This window comes from Flavilitoribacter nigricans DSM 23189 = NBRC 102662 (assembly GCF_002646595.1).
Taxonomy (GTDB): domain Bacteria; phylum Bacteroidota; class Bacteroidia; order Chitinophagales; family Saprospiraceae; genus Flavilitoribacter; species Flavilitoribacter nigricans.
The window spans coordinates 287,775-308,659 of the sequence record NZ_PDUD01000024.1 but is presented as its reverse complement, the minus strand read 5'-3'; the positions used below and the strand labels follow the sequence as shown (position 1 = coordinate 308,659).

General features: G+C 51.0%; 15 protein-coding genes. 9 read left to right on the top strand and 6 right to left on the bottom strand.

Features of this window, described 5'->3' with window-relative positions; all coding sequences use genetic code 11:
• Positions 1 to 257: 257 nt before the first annotated feature.
• Positions 258 to 2,135, bottom strand: a complete 1,878-nt coding sequence (locus CRP01_RS20460; protein ID WP_099151948.1) for a heparinase II/III domain-containing protein — start codon at positions 2,133 to 2,135, stop codon at positions 258 to 260.
• Positions 2,136 to 2,745: 610 nt separating this feature from the next.
• Here CRP01_RS20460 and CRP01_RS20455 point away from each other — a divergent pair.
• Entirely contained in the window at positions 2,746 to 3,990 is a 1,245-nt protein-coding gene (locus CRP01_RS20455) for a bifunctional alpha/beta hydrolase/OsmC family protein (RefSeq protein ID WP_099151947.1), read from the top strand.
• A 139-nt stretch (positions 3,991 to 4,129) separates the two neighbouring features.
• On the opposite strand, the gene CRP01_RS20450 is transcribed toward CRP01_RS20455, so the two are convergent.
• Complete coding sequence (locus tag CRP01_RS20450; RefSeq protein ID WP_099151946.1) at positions 4,130 to 5,263, bottom strand: hypothetical protein; 1,134 nt, start codon at positions 5,261 to 5,263, stop codon at positions 4,130 to 4,132.
• 182 nt (positions 5,264 to 5,445) lie between these two features.
• Positions 5,446 to 6,513 carry a glucosaminidase domain-containing protein gene (locus CRP01_RS41905; protein ID WP_143473467.1) on the bottom strand — a complete coding sequence of 356 codons (1,068 nt, stop codon included), beginning with the start codon at positions 6,511 to 6,513 and terminating at the stop codon, positions 5,446 to 5,448.
• A gap of 722 nt (positions 6,514 to 7,235) precedes the next feature.
• On the opposite strand from CRP01_RS41905, the gene CRP01_RS20440 reads away from it, so the two are divergent.
• From CRP01_RS20440 to CRP01_RS20430, 3 genes are all read left to right on the top strand, one after another.
• Positions 7,236 to 9,458 (top strand): T9SS type B sorting domain-containing protein, encoded by a 2,223-nt coding sequence (locus CRP01_RS20440; protein WP_170110467.1) that lies wholly within the window; start codon positions 7,236 to 7,238, stop codon positions 9,456 to 9,458.
• 10 nt (positions 9,459 to 9,468) lie between these two features.
• Positions 9,469 to 10,431 (top strand): hypothetical protein, encoded by a 963-nt coding sequence (locus CRP01_RS20435; RefSeq protein ID WP_099151944.1) that lies wholly within the window; start codon positions 9,469 to 9,471, stop codon positions 10,429 to 10,431.
• Between the two features lie 437 nt (positions 10,432 to 10,868).
• The gene (locus CRP01_RS20430; protein WP_143473466.1) at positions 10,869 to 11,813 is read left to right on the top strand and encodes a hypothetical protein; all 945 of its coding nucleotides are present in this window, start codon (positions 10,869 to 10,871) and stop codon (positions 11,811 to 11,813) included.
• Positions 11,814 to 12,027: 214 nt separating this feature from the next.
• On the opposite strand, the gene CRP01_RS20425 is transcribed toward CRP01_RS20430, so the two are convergent.
• A complete protein-coding gene (locus CRP01_RS20425) occupies positions 12,028 to 12,762 on the bottom strand; it encodes a hypothetical protein (protein WP_099151942.1) in 735 nt (244 codons plus the stop codon).
• A 149-nt stretch (positions 12,763 to 12,911) separates the two neighbouring features.
• On the bottom strand, positions 12,912 to 14,009 hold the full coding sequence (locus tag CRP01_RS20420; RefSeq protein ID WP_099151941.1) for an aminopeptidase: 1,098 nt from the start codon (positions 14,007 to 14,009) through the stop codon (positions 12,912 to 12,914).
• A 213-nt stretch (positions 14,010 to 14,222) separates the two neighbouring features.
• Here CRP01_RS20420 and CRP01_RS20415 point away from each other — a divergent pair, with 213 nt between their 5' ends.
• Together CRP01_RS20415 and CRP01_RS20410 are read left to right on the top strand one after the other, a co-directional pair.
• Positions 14,223 to 14,915, top strand: coding sequence for an Ig-like domain-containing protein (locus tag CRP01_RS20415; RefSeq protein WP_099151940.1), 693 nt, complete (start codon positions 14,223 to 14,225; stop codon positions 14,913 to 14,915).
• A 53-nt stretch (positions 14,916 to 14,968) separates the two neighbouring features.
• Positions 14,969 to 15,847: a hypothetical protein gene (locus CRP01_RS20410; protein WP_099151939.1), complete on the top strand. Its 879-nt coding sequence runs from the start codon at positions 14,969 to 14,971 to the stop codon at positions 15,845 to 15,847.
• An 86-nt stretch (positions 15,848 to 15,933) separates the two neighbouring features.
• Here the strand turns inward: CRP01_RS20410 and CRP01_RS20405 are convergent, their stop codons facing one another.
• The gene (locus CRP01_RS20405) at positions 15,934 to 17,145 is read right to left on the bottom strand and encodes a T9SS type A sorting domain-containing protein (RefSeq protein ID WP_099151938.1); all 1,212 of its coding nucleotides are present in this window, start codon (positions 17,143 to 17,145) and stop codon (positions 15,934 to 15,936) included.
• A gap of 367 nt (positions 17,146 to 17,512) precedes the next feature.
• Between CRP01_RS20405 and CRP01_RS20400 the strand changes: the two genes are divergently transcribed.
• From CRP01_RS20400 to CRP01_RS20390, 3 genes are all read left to right on the top strand, one after another.
• Positions 17,513 to 19,069, top strand: a complete 1,557-nt coding sequence (locus CRP01_RS20400) for a YifB family Mg chelatase-like AAA ATPase (protein ID WP_099151937.1) — start codon at positions 17,513 to 17,515, stop codon at positions 19,067 to 19,069.
• Between the two features lie 269 nt (positions 19,070 to 19,338).
• Positions 19,339 to 19,998: a transposase gene (locus tag CRP01_RS20395; RefSeq protein WP_099151936.1), complete on the top strand. Its 660-nt coding sequence runs from the start codon at positions 19,339 to 19,341 to the stop codon at positions 19,996 to 19,998.
• A 132-nt stretch (positions 19,999 to 20,130) separates the two neighbouring features.
• Positions 20,131 to 20,760, top strand: a complete 630-nt coding sequence (locus CRP01_RS20390) for a toxin-antitoxin system YwqK family antitoxin (RefSeq protein ID WP_099151935.1) — start codon at positions 20,131 to 20,133, stop codon at positions 20,758 to 20,760.
• The last annotated feature ends 125 nt before the right edge of the window (positions 20,761 to 20,885 follow it).

Genomic DNA, 20,885 nt, shown 5'->3' with positions numbered 1-20,885 from the left:
TCTAATAAAATGTTTACCCCGAAAATAGGCAAATGTGCCTAGATTCGGGGTATTTTATTTGCCTTTTCCTAAGCTAATTTATTGAAAGTTAATCACCTAGAATTTACAGGGATGGCCTAACCAAAATTAGTCGAATTGCAAGGGGTTTATTTTTTATTAAATCCATCAAACCCACAAACTCCAACATGACTATCTTCTTAAGGGCGCTTATCGTATAAGGAGTTCGCGCTATTGCCCTACTATGATTTCGTTTTTCATCACCACTCCGACAGCGGCTGATCGAACGGACTTACGGCACCGGTAGCATCCTCCGGGATCAGTAATACCTGAAAGCGCTCCGAACTATTGGCCGGCAGTTCACACTCGAAGCCGAGGAGGGTCTTACCCGGATTGGGTGCATCGTAATCCGTACCGGGATCGGTACTCCAGGTACGCATTTGGAGGTTATCCGGTCCGCTTACCCGCATGTAGAGCGTTTTGCCATCTTTTATGAGTGTGGCACCGTTTTCCGTAAGGCTGACGTTGGCCGTGGTCAGCATGGTCCAGCGGATGACGGTAGGTCGGTCCAGAGTGCTGACTTCATCGCGTACGATAACATACTGCTCCTCCCGGATGCCGACACCCCGCCGGGATTGCTGCAATTGGCCGTCGTATACCGTCGAAATATCCGAGATCGCAAATGGAAACGCCGGGTCTTCCGAATAGCGATCAATGCCGGCATAACCGTCTACCCGCTGCAATTCACCATCAACGGTAAGGGTATTGTGGACATAGTTGTTGAAGCGAAAGATGCTCCAGCGCTGGGCGTCCTGAGCGCGACCGAAAACCTGAATACCTTTCGATTCCAGGGACTCGTAATCCTGACTGCCGAAATCCGAAGCCCAACGCACGCCATCGGCTTCCATTATGAAGGAACCGACATCCATGTGGCCGTGATTGACGGAAGGCGATCCCGCCTTAAAACCGAGATAGATCGCCTGCGGATCCGTCCAGGAGGTGCGCATCAGGGCCACCGGATTGCTGCCCTGACCGACCCAGACCTTGCGCTCGGGTGCAGTAATCTGATCCATCGGTATATTTTTCCCCCAGATAAGAATAGCGGGTAGCAGCCGGTCGCCGGTAAGCCTGGAATAATCATCGATCTCCAGGAATTTTCGCTCCATCCAGAGCAGGGAAGGATCACTGGTCTGTTCCGCGAACCAGAACATAGCCGGTTTCAGGCTACCGCCCAGGTTACAATCGCCCCAATTAAAGCAAAGGGAGGTGGTACCCAGCATATGCTGAAGAAACCCGGCGGTTTCGAGGAAACCCGGCATTTGGGGTAGCCCGTAATCCGAGCCCATTGCTTTTTCCAGCGCATGCAGGAACAATACATTCATAGAAGTGCCGTATCCCCAGTAAGCATATCCTTCTGGATAGGCTCCGTCCGGTTGATAGACGCCCATCGGCAGCTCAATAGTAGACACGGCCCGGTCGATCACGTCCCGGGCCAGTTCCGGATAGGCTCCCGCCAGGGCCACGGCGCCGAAAGTCATACCGGCATTACAGACCTGGTTCCAGTTGTTGGTAGAACCCAGGAACCAATTGTAATTATTATCGAAAGACGGTTCCAGCCCTTTGGTCCGGATGGCTTGCCGGATCTTAGTCCGGGAACTTTCGGGCAGGTCGTGGTACAACCAGTCGTAGCCGATCGCCATCCCCATGGTCATTTCCGCTACATCGAGAAAATGCGAGGGATTCCAGTCGCTGAACCCGGCTACCGCCAGCATTTCCGCTTCCGCTCTGGCTAGGAAACGCTCATCACCCGTCATTCGGTAAGCATAGGACAGGTAAAATACACGGCGGATGCACTCCCGGGATACACTGAGTAGGCGGCGACCGATGAGTTTGCGTTCCAACAGCTCTTTTTTAAAAAACTTATTACAGGCCTGGAGAATGGCAAAATGTACTTCCTGCCAGACCGGATCGGTATCGATGAGGGTGTGGATCTGCTCTTCTTCGCCCTCCAAAAGCAATAGTTGGGGATGATTGCCCTGGTCGTTGGATATCGGGGGCGTAGAGGCCTCTTTTTTACAGGCGGATAGCGTAAGCAAGGTGGCCGACAGGATCAAAAGAAAAAAGGGCGGGAATTTCATAGATTATCGCTTAAGATGGGGTGCGGAAAGATGGTTTATGAATAAGACGGTCATCGTTCCTCCCCACCTGAACCGCTGCCATAAAAGAGGCGTGGTTGCCTGTCACTGGGCACGCCAAACTGTTGCCGGACGGACTTCCGTGCATTAGAATTCCCAAAAGATCCAACCAAGCCGGGTGGTGCCGGGTTGTAATAACAGCTGAGCCCGGTTCTAAGCTGGATCATCCCGAATTTTTTCGTTTTATTCGGAATAAACGAATGAATTGTTATTATGCGACTGGATCTCAGCCCGCAATGAAAAACAATTCATTATGGGAAGCCGGCAGATGATATGAGTTGTGTAAAATTGTGGGGAGGTATGCGAAGCAGGGGTTAAAAGTCCCAGAGGGACGAAATATAGGTAGCCCATTCAATAGTTCAATAGGTTCAGCGTGCCGTAGGTACGCTATGTGAAATCATATTGCGTACCTACGGCACGCTAACCCGGGAAATGATCATTTTGCTACCTATACTTTGTGCCCAAAGGCACATTTCCTCCATATTTAACTCCTGATTCGCATGACTCCTATTGATTTCTATCTTTCAACTATTTTGAAAACCAAATTTCCACCATGCGATCACAAAAGGTCAATTTCACCAATTCCGAAGGCACCCAACTGGCCGCTCGTCTGGAATGGCCGGTGAACCAACACCCCCATTCATTCGCCATTTTTGCGCACTGCTTTACCTGTGGCAAGAGCCTGTCGGTAGTGCGGCAGATCAGCATGGCGCTCAACCTCAGTGGAGTGGCGGTACTGCGCTTTGACTTTACCGGACTGGGAGAAAGCGAAGGAGAATTTGCGGATACCAATTTTTCTTCCAATGTGGAGGACCTGATCGCTGCGGCCAATTACCTGGAGCAGGAATTTCAATCGCCCGCGCTCTTGGTGGGGCATTCGCTGGGCGGTGCCGCGGTACTGTGTGCGGCCGCTCAACTACCCGCGGTGAAGGCCGTAGCTACCATAGCCGCGCCTTTTGACCCCGCCCATGTGCAGCATCTGCTGGAATCGGTCGAGGAAGAGATCGACCGGGAAGGCCTGGCCAAAGTAAATATCGGAGGGCGTTCCTTCACGGTGAAGAAGCAATTCCTGGAAGATATCCGGGAGCAGAACCTGGTGGATAAGATCAAACACCTTAAAAAGGCGCTCCTGATCATGCATTCTCCCCAGGATAAGACCGTGTCGATCGACAATGCTTCCCGCATTTACCACGCGGCCATGCACCCCAAGAGTTATGTTTCGCTGGATGGTGCCGATCATTTGCTAAGTGATAAAAAGGATGCGGCCTATGTAGGGGATATGATCGGATCGTGGGTGAAACGCTATCTGGATCTTCCGGACAAGGAAGACCTGCGTTCGGATAAAGCCGTAGCGGTACGGCTGGGTGAGGAAGGATATACCACGGAAATTATGGTGCGCCACCACAGTCTGCAGGCCGACGAACCGGAAAGTGTCGGTGGCAATGACTTTGGGCCGTCTCCTTACGAGTTGGTCGCCGCCGGCCTCGGAGCGTGTACGGCCATGACGCTGCAAATGTACGCCCGCAGGAAAAAATGGCCCCTGGAAGAGGTGGTCGTTCACCTGGAGCACTATAAAGACTACCGGTCCGACCAGGAAAACCTGGAGGATCCCAAGAGTAAGATCGATCATTTCTCCCGGACCATCGAGATCGAAGGGGACCTGGATGAAACCCAGCGGCAACGCCTGTTGGAAATTGCCAATAAATGTCCGGTTCACCGCACGATGGAAGGTGAGATCGAGGTGGTGACCGATCTGCGAATGGATAAAAGTCTGGAAACCGGGAAACCGGAAAATTAAGCGTAATCAGTCCGGGATAGAAGCATGGACTCCGATCGGATCTGTTAAGCGTCAACTTCCCGCTATCCCGGTATCCTGTATCTTATGAAAGAATGATCTCCATTCTGATCAGTTCACCGGATAAGCTGATGGTGCCGGATCAATCTTTGTGTTTGCGGCGACTGCGGCTGTCCAGTTTGTTCTCGCGCAATTTCTGCTGATACAGCTCTTCCCGGGCCGCAGCGTTTTTCTTCTGGGTGATGTCCAGCATTTCATCCGCCTCCGGGTGGTCGCGGTTGATCTTGCGGCCCAGGAAGGTCAGTTTGTTCCCCACCACACTTTCTGTTTCCTGATTGGTTTCCTGGATCAGTTGATCCATGTCCTCTTCACCGATGTACTTGCCGCTCTGGATTTTCTTTTTGGCGATCTCACGCGCTACTTCCCGGCCGACAAATTCATTGTAGTAGGCTTCTTCCTCCTTTTCCCGTACCTGATCAACGGCATTGCCGCCGATGGCTACCATTTCTTTACGTGGACGGTTGCGTTCCACTTCGCGTTTGTGGCTGGTCACCTCTTCGGCTACGTAACCGGCTCTTTCGGCGGTGATGTCATCTACCGGAGTGCCGGAGATAACCGCCTGGCGAACCTGCTTGTCGTACGCCTGCAGGGCGTATTGGCGCATGATGGCCTGCAGGTCTTTTTCCTTGTATTTGCCTAGCGCATCCAGGCCTTCTACCCAGAGATCACTATTGGCGGAATACTTGAAATAACTGCCGCGAATGTCGCTGGAAGCCCGCTGCTTGGCTCTGGCCAGGGGATCAACGACCTTTTCGACAAAATCGGACCAACTGATGATGACGGCTCCGTGCTCCAGGTGCTGCAGACCTACGGCCAGAGATAAACCGGCGGGGACACCGCGGCTAACGGCCTGGCTGACGGCAACGGAGGCAAATTCGTTCACCCAGTCATTGCCCCGGGGCATACGGCTGACTTTGCGGGCCGGTTCCGATTTGGTGTCGCGGTCCCGGTAGGCATCCGCATTCTGGTAAGTCCGACCGTCATAATCGCCGGAACGATCCGTTTCTACCACGATATTGGTGGGTTTTTCCTTAGCGCTTTCCGATGATCCGTACATCCGCGCTTCGAACACTTCGGTGCGTTCATTTGAACCGGAACGGATCAGGTCAAATCCCTGGTTTTTCAAATAGCCGACCATGAGAATTACGGCAAATCCAAAGCCCAGTACATTCAGGATGCTGCTTCCGCCACGACGACGAGGGTAATCATTTTTCATAAGATCTAGAATATTAGAATGGTTTACAATAGTTTGGGTACCGGCTGCCCGGTATCCGGTTTAAAGATCGGGGCCGCCGCAGAAGGTTTAGTTCCTTCGGTACGAGCGGTCCACTGTTCACAATAATGGATTGACAAAAAAATTAATTCTTCAGAATTTCAGGTGCTTTCCGGTGGTTTTAACTATCGGACCGGGCCGGCAGCGGAAATGTTATTGGCTTCCAGCGCCCGGATCAGGTCAATGTCAAACTGCCAGAGTTCATAGGTTTCTATCAAATAAAAAAGTTTCTTGTGGTAAGTCGGGCTGGTCGCGTAACCGGACATTTTAAGTCCGGCCGCCGCTGCTGCGTAGTAGGGGACTACCGTCCGACCGTTGAAGAAATCTTCCGGTGCGATACCCGATGACGGCCGGTACAGCCCGGCCATCGGGCTGATATCGTAATCCTTGCCTACCTGATACTTACCCCAGATCCAGGAATAGCAACCTTTTTTCCCGGGCTGGCATTTTTTTGTGAGTAGTTGATTATGTCTTTCGTAGCTATCGCCTACCGTGGCGTAGACTTCGAAACGATCGTAGCGATTATCGTCGTGAAAATTATAGGCGCCGATGGCCGGCCGGCGGTAGATGAACTCGTCATCACTCAACTCGGCGTAGCGACGGGCGCGGATCTTCTCCCGGGCACTTTTCCCGGCGGGCGCTTTGATCCCAAAATGATTGTTCGTGGCTTTGGCCAGTGAAGACCTGCCCGCATTCGATTCGAGAATTCCCTGGGCCAGTTTGATGCTCACGGGAATATTGGTATTGCGCATATTCTGGAAGGCGATCAGCCGGTGCTTCTCGATGTAGTCCAGAATACGGCCGGCCGCTTTGATCTTGCCGCGACTATAGCCCGCTTTCTCGAATTTCTTGATAATATTTTCACGATGCCAGTAAGAACGGATATGTAATGGCGATATAGGAGAGAAGTCAGAACCGGCTGGGGTCAGCACTGGCGTATTTTCGGTCGTTAATAATTGTCGATTGGTTGGATCCGACTGGTAAAAGTCCTCAATAAGCGCGGGATCCAAAAGGCTGAAACTCGCTATCCCTTCCCGAAAGACATCGGAAAACTCCTGGATGATCGGAATGTCATCCAGAGGCACCCGGTCCTTCGTGATCCAGATTACAGCGAAGGCACAAACCAGAAACCCCACCATAAATCCTTTGAAGACCGGCGTGAGCAGGGAATCCAATACATTAAGCAGCCTCAATTCACGAGATTTTTTGGGTTAAATCTGAAATCTTTTTGCAAATATCTGCGCAATCTGCCGGGTAAACAGCAATCTGCTCCGGTTTGGTTCCGTTTACGTTTTTTATTGATAACCAAGACCTGAGGGCAAAAATGCACCCTGTTTACCAACTAAAGGGCAACTTGAGGTAATTATTTCAAAATTAAGCAAATTGGTCTGCTTTGAGAAATTGAAGTTAAAAGTTTCCCAGAGCAGGTGTAAGCCGATAAAAAAATTATATTTTTGTACTAATCATAATCTCCAAACACACCTTATCTTACGAGTAATCAGCGGAATAGATTCGCGGATCTCGATTTCCCACCCTATTTGCGTCGGGAGCTGATGGCTTAGCCGACCTAATTCATGGTTCTTACACTCAATATGACACGCTACTGAGCACTTGTATCCCTGGGATACCGGTGAAACCATGAAGCCTGGCTTCTGCATTCCAAAACCGATTAGCGGTCCGATTGAGGATTTTACAAGAAAACGATCAACAAAAACGTGTTTTTATCATGTTTTTAAACATTCGGTATGATTTTTGCTGCGAAAATTATCCCGGTGAGTTTACCAGTTGTGTTTAGCGACGAAAGGACCTGGTAGAGTCGTATCCGTGTGGCAACGGATAGCGGATGAACCGGGAATTTCGAATAACGGAGTGGAATCAACGTATGTTTCGATTAGTACTAAGTATAGTTTTAACAATGCTGGGGATAGGGTATCAGTCTTTAATCGGACAAACGGGCATCCGTCTGGATGAGTGTGATGTGCCTTATGTCGATCCGCAGGAGGCCGGAGATGACAATGGCCAGAATCGGGATACCCTTTATTATGAAACCTACTTCGCCGAACCAAACCAGGTTCGGAGTTTCTTTATAGATATTAACGCTTTCGGCGGTCAGCAAACGGATCGCGTCAAGGCCTACGTCATCCTGCCGGATAGTACCCGGAAGGAGATCGGTGGCCTGGAATTTGGTAACTGTGTTGACTGCGTGGAAGGCTTCGCCCTCATGGACCAGAACGAATTGCTGGTCACCGGCGTTTCCGATGAGGCCACGATGAACATGTGGTTGCAGTCCCTCAATCAGCCGGACTACCAGTTGCCGGGTAACTTACAGACCTTAGTTGGGGTGGGGCGCATCAGCGGCGTGTTGCCTGCCTGCGCCATCGGATTGTTCGTAGAATACAGTGTCTACAGCAATCCCAACAACGCCAGTACCGAATTTGCTACCTATATCCATTGCCCGGAGATCATCGGCGATTGCGCTCCGGAACTAAGCCGGCAAATTGTTTGCCAGCAGGACAGTCTCTACCTGACGGCTGCTATCGATCCCAACTGCATCATACCGGGGGCGGCTGTACGCTGGACGGATCGCAATGGCTGGTCGGCTGACGGCCTGACGGCCTCCCGGCAGTTGAGCGGTCATCTCGGATGGTATTATTTCGAAGTGGAAGATGAATGTTGTACCCTGGTGGATTCCATTCTGGTGGAGATCCCTCCCTTTGCCATGGCCGGGGCGGATCAGAGCCTGTGTGCGGGAGAAGCCCTGAGTTTATCCGGTAGCGGCGGTATGCAGCCCTACTGGGAGTTCAAGGGAAACAGCTTACCGGAAGGGCCCATGTGGCAGGTACCCAGCGTGAGTATGTCAGATAATGGACAGTATGTTTACCATGCCTTTGATGCCGATGGCTGTGAAGATACGGATACGCTCATGGTAAGTGTAAACGAACCGCTAGCTCCCGTATTAGCCGGCACTTCTCCCTGTTTCGGAGATACGTTGTTCCTGAGTCTGGATAATCCGGCAAACTTCTCCGCTTTCACCTGGATGCATCCCAACGGCACCGTGCTTTCGCCACCGTTTGTCACGGATTTCCAGGCTGATGATACCGGCAACTACACCTTTACGGCTACGGATATCAACGATTGTCCTGTGGAAGCGGAGGTCGCGATCAGCGGAGCTCCCCTGCCCGCATTCGATTATGAAATAGAACCCAATTGCGATAGTACCCGGATCTACCTCTTTCCGGACATTTACCAGTATGCCTGGTCTACCGGAGATACGGGGGCCGTACTGGCCAGCGCTACCGGTGGTGATTTTCAACTCAGTATTACGGACGCGGTTGGTTGTCAAACCACGACGCCGATCAGCCTGCCGGCTCCCGAAGGGCCCGCATTTGACGTGGTACTGGACCAGGCCGCCTGCCCCGGAGAGGGCGCAAACGTGCGCATTGAAATGGCCAATCCGGATCTACCGGTCATCTTTTCCCTGGATGCCGGACAAACCTACAGCTTATCCCCGGAGTTCACGGGCCTGGCTCCCGGTATCTACGGTCTGCAGGTGCAAGATGATCTGGGATGTATCCAGACCCAGCGCCTGATCATTCCCGCGCCGGATACGATGGGCGTACGTTTGCCGGTGGAACGACTGGATGTACGGCCCAATACCCCGATCTCCCTCCAGGCCGAAACGGTCGGAAATATTGTCGCCTACCAGTGGGTGCCGGAGATCATTGACAGCGGTGGGCCTAATACGGACTTCGTGGCTACCCAGGATATGGACATTCGACTGGTGGTAGAAGACGATCAGGGGTGCCGGGCGGTAGCCGGTCTGCCACTGACGATTGTACTCGGGGACATTTACGTGCCGGATGTATTCTCTCCGAACGATGATGGTGTAAACGACGGATTTACCTTTTTCAGTGATCTGGGATCCGGCGAACAGATCCTCTTCCTCCGGATCTTTGACCGGAACGGAGGCCTGCTTTTCAGTACCGAAGAACAACCCCTGAATGAAGAACGACTGGGATGGGACGGCCGGCAAAACGGCCGCGAACTTCCGGAAGGTGTCTATGTGTACCACGGAGCGATATTGTATGGAAACGGCTATATCCGGCACCTGAAAGGAGATGTAACCCTGGTGCGATAAAAGAAATTAAATGAAAAAACTAGGCTTAATCATTGGCATTTTAGGGACCGTTACGGTGTTGTCCGCCCAGCATTTTGAGGTGGGAATGGAGACGACCTTCGGCCCGGCCTATACCAGTTTTAAAGGAGACCTGGACCAGATCGTCGGGTTTTCGGAAATAGAACTTACGCAAGCGGATGTGGATAAGGCGTTCAGCGATGCGAATATCAGCGCTCCGAAATGGGTGAAGGACCTTTTTCCCGGCTTAAGAATAGAACTGGCCGATCAGGAAGTGTCCAAACAGTTAACGCGTACGGTCAAAGCGGCGCGCTTCTTCGCCCGTTATCGCTTTATCGGCGCGAGTTTCACCATCTCCGATCCCCGGATCACGACGCCCCTGGAAGCCAGGAAATTCAAAAACCAGTGGAAGGCGCTGAGCCTGTCCCTTTCCGGCGATGCGGAGGCCCTGAGCGCCCACCTCGGTGAGGTAGCCCTGGCGGACGCCAAACGGGTAGATCCGTTTTTCGAAAAGCGCTACGAACTGGAAGCCTATATCCAGCTAAAGGAGCTCTTTTTCCCGGATGCCGTCCTCCTGGAATGGGGAGAGGACAACACAGTAGATTTTGAATTGATCACCGGTTTGCGGTTCTCGGCGGATCCCTCACCGGTCGTTGATCTGGGCAATATCCTGTTCGTCCGGGATAAGATCGACAACCTGCTGGAAGGCGGGCTGCTCGGCTCGGTGGAAAATATCACGGATGAAATTGCGGAAGCGATCCAGAATGTGGTCTTCGGTCAGTTTCGCGATCCCCGCATCGTTCCGTCCATGGGCTGGCTGGGAAGAGCGGAGGCTTTGGCCAATTTTGGTGGCGGTTTTTCCGTTACCGCGGGCCTGGAATTGAGTCTACAAAAGCATACCGCCGTGCGGGGTACCCGGCCGATGTTCTCGGCCTACGGATTTTTAGGTGGCCGCTGGCGGATCTATGGCAAATGATTTTACCGTCTTGAAATAGGACTAGAATGATAAAGACAATGAGACCAGGAGACAACGAGACCAGGAGACAATGAGACCAGGAGATCGGGAGAAGGGGAGAGGGCATCGCTTTGCTCTCCTTCTCCCAGTCTCCTAGTCTCCCCCTCACCGCATAGGGTAGGAGCAACAACTACACACAAACACCTGAACACGAAAACTAAAAGTAATACCCCCCAGTAAACGGAATTCTCACCCCTCGGAGAATTCACCCCCCAGTAATTTTTAAGTGTAGACTTGAAAAAGTGTGAAACAGGGCGTCCATCCGCTCGGAAATGATCGCTTTTTCATTATTCGACTGCGCCGGAGCAGTTTGGGCTTGCGGTATGTATTGCCGGAGCCGGCCGCCCGGTTGCAGGGTAATTGGTATTAGCAAATCATACTCCTTTAAACTAAATTTTATGAAAAAACATTTACTTCCAATCCTCTGTATGTTGCTGTCTTTGCCGCTGGCGCAGTCCCAAACGGTAGAAGATTATTACCACAACAAGAAAAAAGACCGTTACGTCCTCATGCTGGACGATGCCATCCTGGAAGTAGGGGCACGTTTTTCGGGCATTTTTGCGCTGGATGACCGGGCGAGTCTTTCTTCCAATCCACATTTCGAAGCGATGTGGAACCTCGTTAAGCTGGGTGCCAATCTGGAAGCGCTGCTGCAGGGCGAATCCGAACCGATCAACGACATCAATCTGGGCAAGAAATTCGGTAAGAATGGCTACAACAATACGGTGGTCGCTTTCTTCGTGCGCTACGGTTTTGGCGAGTCTACCGACGGATCGCTCCAGCGGCATTTCTTTGAGCTTTCCGCCGGTCCGGGCCTCTTTAAAGGCGGTAACGGGATGAACCTCCACGTCGATTATTACATGAATATTGCCAAAACCAATTACGGCGCCGGGGGGCAGAGCATTGCCCGCAGTTTTGATTACGAGATCTACGCCGGGGCCCGGGTGGGTTACGACTGGAGTTTCCGCCGTTCGGAAAGCGAGGCCGGTTTCTTTACGCACCTCAACGATGAGATCAAACGCATCGCGGACGAAAACGAATTTACCGCTTCCCAACTGATCAAATTACAGGAGCTGGCGGAAACCAGCCGCGTGCTGTTGCCGAAAGATGTCGGTGGCCGTGTTTTCCACGTCGGTCCGGTGGTGGGGATCAAGGTGTCCAAGGAGATCATTAAGAATGTCCGCATTTTTGTTGGTGCCAATGGATTCTACGATCTGATGGATCTGGGTAGCGGTAGGAGTGGGGAAGAGAATATCCGGAGTCAGCACCACGCTGCGCTGCAGATCGGCGCCAGTATGACGCTGGGAGCGGAAGGTCTGATGACGGTAAACCGGTTCTTCTAAGAGAAGGGCCGCCGGGGATCGCTTCGGGCAAAAAGCAGGCTGCCATTGAGTAGGGTCAATTGGTAAATGCGGGGAAAATGTGCCGGACGACCAGCCATTTAAACAAAAACATCGTAAGCAATATGAGTCATTGGGTATCGAGACCGAAATGACTTATGTTGCTTACGATATGTTTGTTTTTCCCTGGTGAACTTTTTCGTTTGGAAACGAAAATTTATTCCTGTGTTTTGGTATTCTGTATCCGATTGAGCAGGAGGGCTGCCTTCATCAGAAAATCGTCGTGATGTTGGGTGTATTCATTGAATACCATCATCAGACGAGCTGCATCGTAAGCCGCTGACTTCGGCATGATCTGCCGGGCCGCGATCGGGTGCAACCAGTATTCCAGATTGTTGGAACGCAGGTAGGAACGATCGTAGTCAAAATTGATCACAACGGACAATTTGTTCAGGGAGAACAGGTAGTCGGTTTCTTTGTTGAGATCTTTTTGAATATCGATGATATTATAACGACGGAAATCAACACCTGCTCTTTCGCAAAGGAAGATATCGCGACGGCCGTCAAATACGATGATATCCTGGAAACGGTATTTGCGGAAGTTCTTCAGCAAAAAGTTCCGGATCGGCATCTTCGTCGGACGCAGTTGGTTGAAAGAGAATTTCAGGGCTCTTTCGTCCAGACGATATTCTTCGTCGAAAGGCTTGCGGCGGCGGGTTCTCAGGTTGATCACCTCTTTTCCGCGGCCTACGGTATGGCCCAGGTCATTGACTTGAGAAAAAACACTTACAATTTCGATATTGGCGTTATTCACCCAGCTTTCGAGGAAGATCCTGTTACTCCCCGCTTCAAAAACGAGTAATGCTATTTCGCTAATCGCGTAGAAGTTGGGGTATCCTCCGTAAATGTTGCCATACTTTAATTCTAAAAATGCTACTGTACTACTGTTCACGGTTTGAGGATGTTAAGTAATTTGAAAATTTGGTTTCGTAGTTTCCTTTATTCTAAATTAAGGTGCAATTTAGGACAATTATCCTTTTTGGAGGCATTTGCATCAACAAAGATACTGTCCAAAAGGCAAATATAGTAGCTCTTCCGAGCTTAAATCAAAAAATAGCCATTTTCATAAATTTTTTCATCATCGGCGTAAATGGCTCCGCCGTTCCGCATTTCGGTGATCATATCCCAGTGTACGGAAGATTGGTTTTTGCCTCCGGCCTGCTGGTAGGATTGACCGATCGCCATGTGGACCGTTCCTCCGATCTTTTCGTCAAAAAGAATATTGCGGGTCATGCGGTCGATATCGTAATTGGTACCGATGGCGGCTTCTCCGAAGCGGCGGGTCCCGTCCATCTGAAAGATCTTATCCAGGAAATCCTTCCCGCGATCAGCTTCCCACTTTTCGATATAACCGTCCTTTACCCAGAGCCGGACGCCCTCCACCTCGTGCCCCATGTAGAGGCCGGGAAAAGAGAAGCGGACCTGACCGTTAACGGAATTTTCCACCGGTGAAGTATATACCTCCCCGGAAGGCATGTTCGTTTGGCCGTCCGAATTGATCCAGGTCCGGCCTTCGGTAGAGAAGGTAATGTCGGTCCCTTCCGTGACGTAACGCACCCGGGTACGACTGTTGAGCAGGTCTACGATCTTCTGCTGTTTCTTCCGCACTTCGATCCAGGCGGCTACCGGATCGTCTTCGAAAAGTTTACAGGCCCCGAAGATGAACTCCTCGTAGGCTTCCAGCGCCATCCCCGCATTCTGGGCCGAGGCCACGGTGGGGTACTGGCAGAGGTTGCGTTTCAGCTCCCGGGTGGCCGTCCGGTCGAAATAGGTCTGAGAGACCGGTTGCATCGCCGTCTGCCGGATCCGGGCCTTCTGGGTATCCACATCCTGATCTTCCCGCAGGTTGAATGGGGCCCGGATGTAGAGGTAGGCATCGAAGGTATTCATCGCCTCCTGTTGCAGCAGGGGGATGTATTTCAATTGTTCTTCACCGGCTTCCTGCAGGAAAATGCGGTTCTTCTCGCGAAAATCAAGGTCCACTTCTACCTGGGCGCCGGCGCGCAGGGCATGCCGGTAAATCTCCCGGATGAGCGGCTCGGCCTCCGTGGTAGATCGTACATAGAGTTTTTCTCCTTCCTGAATATCGACGCAATAGTGAACTAGTAGGTGGGCGTATTTGGCGAGCAGGTTCTGCATGTTTTAGGATTTGCCGGGTTTTTTGGGCCTCGAATATAAATTAAACTTCTGATATGGAGGTCGGGAAACCTCTCAAAAATAATTTCGTATGGATGAAGAGTGCTTTTCCCCGGACATGTAGCGGACTTTTGTAGGTAATCGTTATGCTTTTGTGATGATTACCACCCTCTTCTACGCTAATTTTGGGCCAGAGTTTGATTAAAAGTCATTTTTATGAAGAAAACAATATTACCTGTTTTTTCCCTGATGGTTCTATTCGGAGGCTGTATTGGGGACGACATCATCTTCGACACGGTCCCGGAGACCCTGCGGATCATCAATCCGCTGGATACTCTGGCCGTAGGTGATACCTACGCCTTCGAATTACTTTTCACGAATAATGTGGGAATAGAAGAGTCCCGGGTAGCGACCTGGGGTAGCTCGGATCCGGCGATACTGGAAGTCGATGCCCAGGGGCAGGCGACCGGAGTGAGCAAGGGACAGGCTACCCTCACGGCAAGGGTGGAACTGGCGGACCAGTCACCGCTGAGCGTCAGCAAAATGATCGTGGTGGACGAAGAGACCGTCGAACAGGATCCCAACAGCACCACCCGCCAGGGGATTATCCGAACTACCAGTAACTACGTGCTGAAAGGCACCTTCGAACTCAAAAAGGACGGGGAGAACCTGATCCTGGAGGTTTTCGAGGATTACGAAGCGACCAGTGCCCTACCCGGTCTGTACGTTTACCTGTCCAACAATCCCAATACAACCCAGGGGGCGCTGGAGATCGGTGCCGTGGATGTATTCCGGGGCGCGCACAGCTACACCATCAGCGGGGATGTACCACTCAATCAGTACGACTACCTGCTGTACTACTGCAAACCCTTTAATGTGAAAGTCGGGGACGGTGAGATCGGAGAATGACCGGTCGCCCGGAGTGGTGCATGAGCATTCCAATCCCTCAAAAAAATAATAACATGAAAAAACTGATAATAGGCCTGCTGGCCGGCGCCTTGCTTCTTCCGGTTACGCAGATGCAGGCCGGTGGCGGATGGCCCCAGCCCAAAGGACACGGCTACTTCAAACTTTATGAATGGTGGCTGGTCGCAGACCAACATTTTACCGATCAGGGACTGATCGACCCGAATATCACTTTTGGCATCTTCAATACCAGTTTTTACGCCGAGTACGGGCTTACGGACCGGCTTACCGTAGTACTGAATGTGCCGCTATTCAGTCGGAATTACTTCAATAACCAGGTATCCTTTACTACTGGAGAGATCACGATGCCGGGTGAAGCGATCAACTCGATCGGTGATACCGATTTCGGGTTTCAGTTCGGCCTGTTCTCCGGCAAAGGCTGGTCGGCCAGTACTATCCTGATGTTGGGTATTCCGCTGGGAGTAGATGCCGGTGGCCCGGGAGGTATCCTTCAGACCGGCGACGGCGAATTCAATCAGTACCTGCGGGTGGATCTGGGGCGCGGCTTTGGATTCGGCAATGTTGAGGCTTACGCTAATGTCTACGCCGGCTTCAATAACCGGACCAACGGTTTTTCGGATGAATATCGCTTTGGTATAGAAGCGGGTGTCACTTTCCTGAACAAAAAGATTACCGCACTGGCCCGCCTCTACGGCGTAGAATCCCTGAAGAATGGCGATCTGCCGGCAGAAAGGAGCAACAGCACCAGTATCTTCGCAAACAACAGCGAACACCTGACGATATCACCGTCGATCGCTTACAATATCAATGAGAAATGGGGCGTATCGGCGAGCCTGGGAAAGGCCATTTCCGGAGAGATCATCTTTGCCAATACCTCCTATTCGGTGGGCGTATTTATGAAACTGGGGAATTAACAGAGAGACGATAAGACTTTAGTAGAATAATTTGGACGTTGGGATGCATTCAGCTCCCAACGTCCAAAAGTCTTAACCTCTTACCACTATTTCGCTACGACCACTTTCTTCGAAACCACACCTTCGGCTCCGACAATACTCAGATAATAAGTACCGGCAGCGTAGGAGGTGAGATCCAGTTCTTCGCGGTATTCACCGGACTGACGGTATTCGTTGGAAAGTACCTCCAGCACCAGTCCGTCTTTGTCGCGTAGTTCGACGCGGTAATGACCGGCGTCACGCAGCTTGTAGCTCACCGTATTCCGGGAAGCGGAAGGGTTGGGGAAAACCCGAACTTCGGCAAAATCACCTGCTGGAGCAGTGGCCGCTTCAGTTTCCGCATTGGGATCCATCAACAGGAACCCTACTTTCCCAAAGTGCTCGCGGTCCATTTTACCGCCGCGGTGGTGGCGGCCTTCCATTTCCCGGCGGGGGGCTTCGGCCCGTTTGTCATCGCCGAGTCTTTTGCCCTTCATTTCGCCTCTTTTGCCGCGGGCGGGGCGATCTTTCAGATCTTCGGGAGCGTATTTTTTACCGATCTCCTGCATATCTTCCTTCCACTCTTCCCGATCGTCTTTAATTTCATCGAGCAGACTGGTGATCTCACTGTCGTATTTTTCCACCAGTGCCTTGATCTTTTCCCGGTCGGCCCGCATCTCCGCTTTTTGCTCGTCGGTCAGTTCTGGTCTTTTACCACGTTCGCCGGCTTTGAAATCCGGACGATCTTCGCGCTTGGTGGGGTGTTTGGCGCGGATGGCGGCAATAGTCGCTTTGTCCTCAGCGCTGAGCTCTTCTTCCAGCTTGGTGCGTTGGGCCCGCAGTACGGGTTCGATCTCCGTTTCGCGATAGGTCTTCATTTCTCCGCGCATAGCTTTGACGTTCTCCATGCGTTCTTCGTGCCTGGCCTCGCGCTGAGCTTTGGCTTCGGCTTTGAGCGTTTCCAGTTTGGCCAGTTGAGCCTCGGTCAGTATGGCGTCCATCGCGTCCTTATGGCTTTCCCGGAGCGCTTTCATCGCTTCCCAGCGGGCTTCACGGGTCTCATATTCCTTTTCCATCAGCGCTTTGGCTTCCTCGCGCTGCGTTTCGTGGAGGGCCTTCAGCTCGGCCTTTTGCTCATCGGTGATTTCCAGCTCTTCGGCAAATCGTTCCAGACCCGGTCCGCGATCCGGTGGTCCGGGATGAGGGCGTTGGGCTTGCAGGTTCCATTGGGCGACCATCATTACGGCTACGACAGTCAGTATTCTAACAACTTTTTTCATTGGTTTAATTTTTACTGTTGGACCAGGGTTTTTCCCCTGAGTTTAATTGGTATTCTTGAATTGGATCATTGATAATCCCGAAAAAGCAGCCCGGCCCGGGATGTGGGCCGCTTTTGTTTGTTTTACCATTAGACAGGGCGTTGCCGCTATTTTTTCCCGTCACTCCGGATTTTCTTGTTAGAAGAATGTTAAGAGGGGCCTTTGCCGGGATTTTTTTGTGCTTTTGCACGATAGACAAACGTAAAATGTAACTTTTGGCCAATTTCCATAGTGACCCATTATCCTCCTGCTGCTCCCCATTTGCCCGCTATTTCTAATTTCCCTATCTTACAAGCCAAATATTTAAGGACTTAAGAATTACGCGCTCATGCTTGCCAAAACATTTGCCAGTGCCGTCCAGGGAGTGGATGCACGGACTATCACCGTTGAGATCAATACCGGCGGGGCGGTGGCCGGAGATAAGAATTTTTACCATTTGGTCGGATTACCAGACAGCGCCGTCCGGGAAGGATTCCAGCGCATCGAAGCTGCCGTTGGGAATTCCGGGTTTCGAATGACCCGGGTAAAAACGACCGTCAACCTGGCGCCGGCCGACATCCGCAAGGAAGGCTCGGCCTACGACCTGCCGATAGCCATCGGATTTCTCGCTGCTACCAAACAACTGATCTGTGAAGACCTGGAGGACTACCTCATTATGGGAGAACTTTCCCTGGACGGTAGTCTGCGACCCATTCGCGGCGCTTTGCCGATTGCCATCCAGGCCAGAAAGGAAAAATTTAAAGGATTCATATTACCGAAGGAAAATGCCCGGGAGGCGGCCATCGTCAACGATCTGGACGTGTACGGTGTGGAAACCCTGCGGGAAGCGGCCGATCTGCTGAGTGGCGATCAGCCGCAGGCTCCCGTCTTTGTAGAAACCCGGGATGAATTCTTTGAACGACAAAACCAGTACGAAGTAGATTTTTCCGATGTCCGTGGTCAGGAAAATATCAAACGGGCCCTGGAGATTGCCGCAGCCGGCGGTCACAATCTCATCCTGATCGGTCCACCCGGTGCGGGAAAGACCATGCTGGCCCGTCGCCTGCCGACCATCCTGCCGCCACTGGACCTGCGCGAAGCCCTGGAAACCACCAAGATCCATTCCGTGGCCGGTAAATTAGCTCCCAATGCTTCCCTGATCTCTACCCGGCCTTTTCGTGCTCCCCACCATACCATCAGCGATGTTGCGCTGGTGGGCGGAGGCTCGAATCCGGGACCCGGTGAGATCTCCCTGGCGCATAATGGCGTACTCTTTCTCGACGAACTACCGGAATTCAAACGCAGTGTGCTGGAAGTGCTCCGTCAGCCGATGGAAGAACGCCGGGTAACGATCTCCCGCGCGCGAATCTCGGTGGATTTTCCGGCCAGCTTTATGCTGGTGGCCTCAATGAATCCCTGTCCCTGCGGCTACTTCAACCATCCGGAAAAGGAATGTGCCTGCGGTGCCGGTGTTGTCAAACGGTACCTGAATAAGATCTCCGGCCCATTATTGGACCGCATCGACTTGCATGTGGAGGTCACCCCTGTCAATTTTGACCAGTTGGCGGCGGTCGAACGTCCCAGTGAAACGAGTAAAGACATCAGTGAACGGGTAGTGGAAGCCCGGACCGTGCAGGTGGAACGGTTTAAAGAACATCCGGCGCTGTACGCCAATGCCCAGATGCCCAGCCGCATGGTGCGGGAGATCTGCCGGATCGATCAGCCGGGGCAGATCCTCATCAAAAGGGCGATGGAAAAACTACAACTCTCGGCGCGGGCTTACGACCGCATTCTGAAGGTCGCTCGGACCATAGCGGACCTGGGCGGGAGTGAAGCGATTAAGATCGAGCATTTGGCAGAAGCGATCCATTTCAGGTCACTGGACCGGGAGGACTGGGCGGGCTGACCGGATTGGTAAGCCCAAAGCGCAGCGAAGGGATTGCTAAGCCGGTTAGATCAAGCCCAATGCACACTAAAGGGACCGCTAAGCCGGTTAGACTGGTAAGCCCAAAGCGCAGCGAAGGGATTGCTAAGCCGGTTAAATTGGCAAGCCCAAAGCGCAGCGAAAGGATCGCTAAACCGGTTAAGGCTACCAAAGCTTACCAATCCCTCCGTTACACTGCGGGCTTAGCAATCTTTTAGGGACTCGATTTAACATGACTTAATAAATGATTCATGGCTTTCAATTATTGGCAACAACTGGAAGAAGGTGAAGTCTATCATCTTTATAATCGCTCTGTCAACAAAGAAAAGCTTTTCATTGATGATAAAGATTATGCCTTTTTCCTACAGAAAACGCAAAAATATCTCTTACCCTATTGTGATTTTTATGCCTATTGCCTTATGCCCAATCATTTTCACTTTTTAATAGAAGTGTTGAGGATGGAGGAGTCGACCAAAGCCGTAATTTCAAGAGAAAATACGAAAGCTTCAGAAAAATTATTAGCGAACGAAATATCAGTGAATAGCTTTCTGGAAGATCAATGCCGAAGGCTGTTTAGTAGTTATGCCTTATACTTCAATCGGCGCTATAAGCGAACCGGAGCGCTGTTTCAAAGCCGCTTCAAAAGAGTATCGGTAAATAATGATGTAAAACAGCTTTCGTTGATTTGTTACATTCATCACAACCCCATTCATCACAGAATTACAAATGATTACCAAAACTGGAGATACAGCTCCTACCATACTTTTTTTTCCAAAAAATCTTCCAATATCAATAGAAATAAAGTCCTGGAATGGTTCGGCTCTGGGAATAGTGTATTGGGAAAAGAGTTATTCATACGACATCATCAAGATTTCAAGCAACTACCCACCGAAAGCTGGACCTTGGATTAGTGTGAAATTTTCTATGTCAACCCTACCCTTGTGTTGTAAAGGTCACTGGATCGGGAAGACTGGGCGGAGTGAGCTAAATATCCTGGGCAATTTATTACTTTGAGTTAGTCTAATCGTTCTGTACTATAAAAAATGAAAAAAATACTACCGGCCATACTGGTATTGATAACATTGAAAATGATTGCACAACCAGTGGAGCCAATCCAGATAGAATGGGATGGGAAAAAGTATTGGAAGTATTTATCTGTTGACGAGCATAACAACACACCATTTAAATTCAATTACCAATACGATTCGTCAGGACAATACCTGGGGTGGATCTATGAATTTCCCAGAGACGGAGAATGGATAAACTTTTTCAAGGAAGATTCAACGAAAGTGGCCAGTGTTTTCCATGTTAGAGATAGTATGCTGAATGGCAAATCGATTCAGTACTTCCTGAGTGGACAAAAACAGAGTGAGTACGAATTTAAAAATGGACACGAAGTCGGATATGTAAGATATTGGAATGAAAATGGCGTATTAACCGTAGAACATCAATATGGTTACCAAGATTACGGACATTTCTTCTCGTCAGAAAGGATTGGTGAATGGAAGGATTGGAATGATCAAGGAAATCTAATTAGCGTAAATCAATTTCAGGACAATGAGTTGCATGGAAAGCAATTAGAATTCTACGAGAATGGTGAAATCAAAGTCGAAGAGTTTTACAAAAATGGAAAGAGGGATAGCACCTGGACAATATATCATTCAAACGGTTAGCTATTCAAACGACTTAAATACGGAGAAGGGGAATTTGTTGAAGATAATCCAGCTTTTGAATATCACCCAAACGGTCAGATAGCTGGAAAAGGGAATTTAAAGGACGGACGAAAGGAAGGTCTGTG

Excerpts from the sequence above, each read along its gene's own strand:
- CRP01_RS20395 (WP_099151936.1), top strand. The coding sequence starts at position 19,339 with ATGGCTTTCAATTATTGGCAACAACTGGAAGAAGGTGAAGTCTATCAT.
- CRP01_RS20435 (WP_099151944.1), top strand. The coding sequence starts at position 9,469 with ATGAAAAAACTAGGCTTAATCATTGGCATTTTAGGGACCGTTACGGTG.
- CRP01_RS20415 (WP_099151940.1), top strand. The coding sequence starts at position 14,223 with ATGAAGAAAACAATATTACCTGTTTTTTCCCTGATGGTTCTATTCGGA.
- CRP01_RS20410 (WP_099151939.1), top strand. The coding sequence starts at position 14,969 with ATGAAAAAACTGATAATAGGCCTGCTGGCCGGCGCCTTGCTTCTTCCG.
- CRP01_RS20450 (WP_099151946.1), bottom strand. The coding sequence starts at position 5,263 with ATGAAAAATGATTACCCTCGTCGTCGTGGCGGAAGCAGCATCCTGAAT.
- CRP01_RS20455 (WP_099151947.1), top strand. The coding sequence starts at position 2,746 with ATGCGATCACAAAAGGTCAATTTCACCAATTCCGAAGGCACCCAACTG.
- CRP01_RS20400 (WP_099151937.1), top strand. The coding sequence starts at position 17,513 with ATGCTTGCCAAAACATTTGCCAGTGCCGTCCAGGGAGTGGATGCACGG.
- CRP01_RS20405 (WP_099151938.1), bottom strand. The coding sequence starts at position 17,145 with ATGAAAAAAGTTGTTAGAATACTGACTGTCGTAGCCGTAATGATGGTC.
- CRP01_RS20430 (WP_143473466.1), top strand. The coding sequence starts at position 10,869 with ATGAAAAAACATTTACTTCCAATCCTCTGTATGTTGCTGTCTTTGCCG.
- CRP01_RS20440 (WP_170110467.1), top strand. The coding sequence starts at position 7,236 with ATGCTGGGGATAGGGTATCAGTCTTTAATCGGACAAACGGGCATCCGT.
- CRP01_RS20390 (WP_099151935.1), top strand. The coding sequence starts at position 20,131 with ATGAAAAAAATACTACCGGCCATACTGGTATTGATAACATTGAAAATG.
- CRP01_RS20420 (WP_099151941.1), bottom strand. The coding sequence starts at position 14,009 with ATGCAGAACCTGCTCGCCAAATACGCCCACCTACTAGTTCACTATTGC.
- CRP01_RS20460 (WP_099151948.1), bottom strand. The coding sequence starts at position 2,135 with ATGAAATTCCCGCCCTTTTTTCTTTTGATCCTGTCGGCCACCTTGCTT.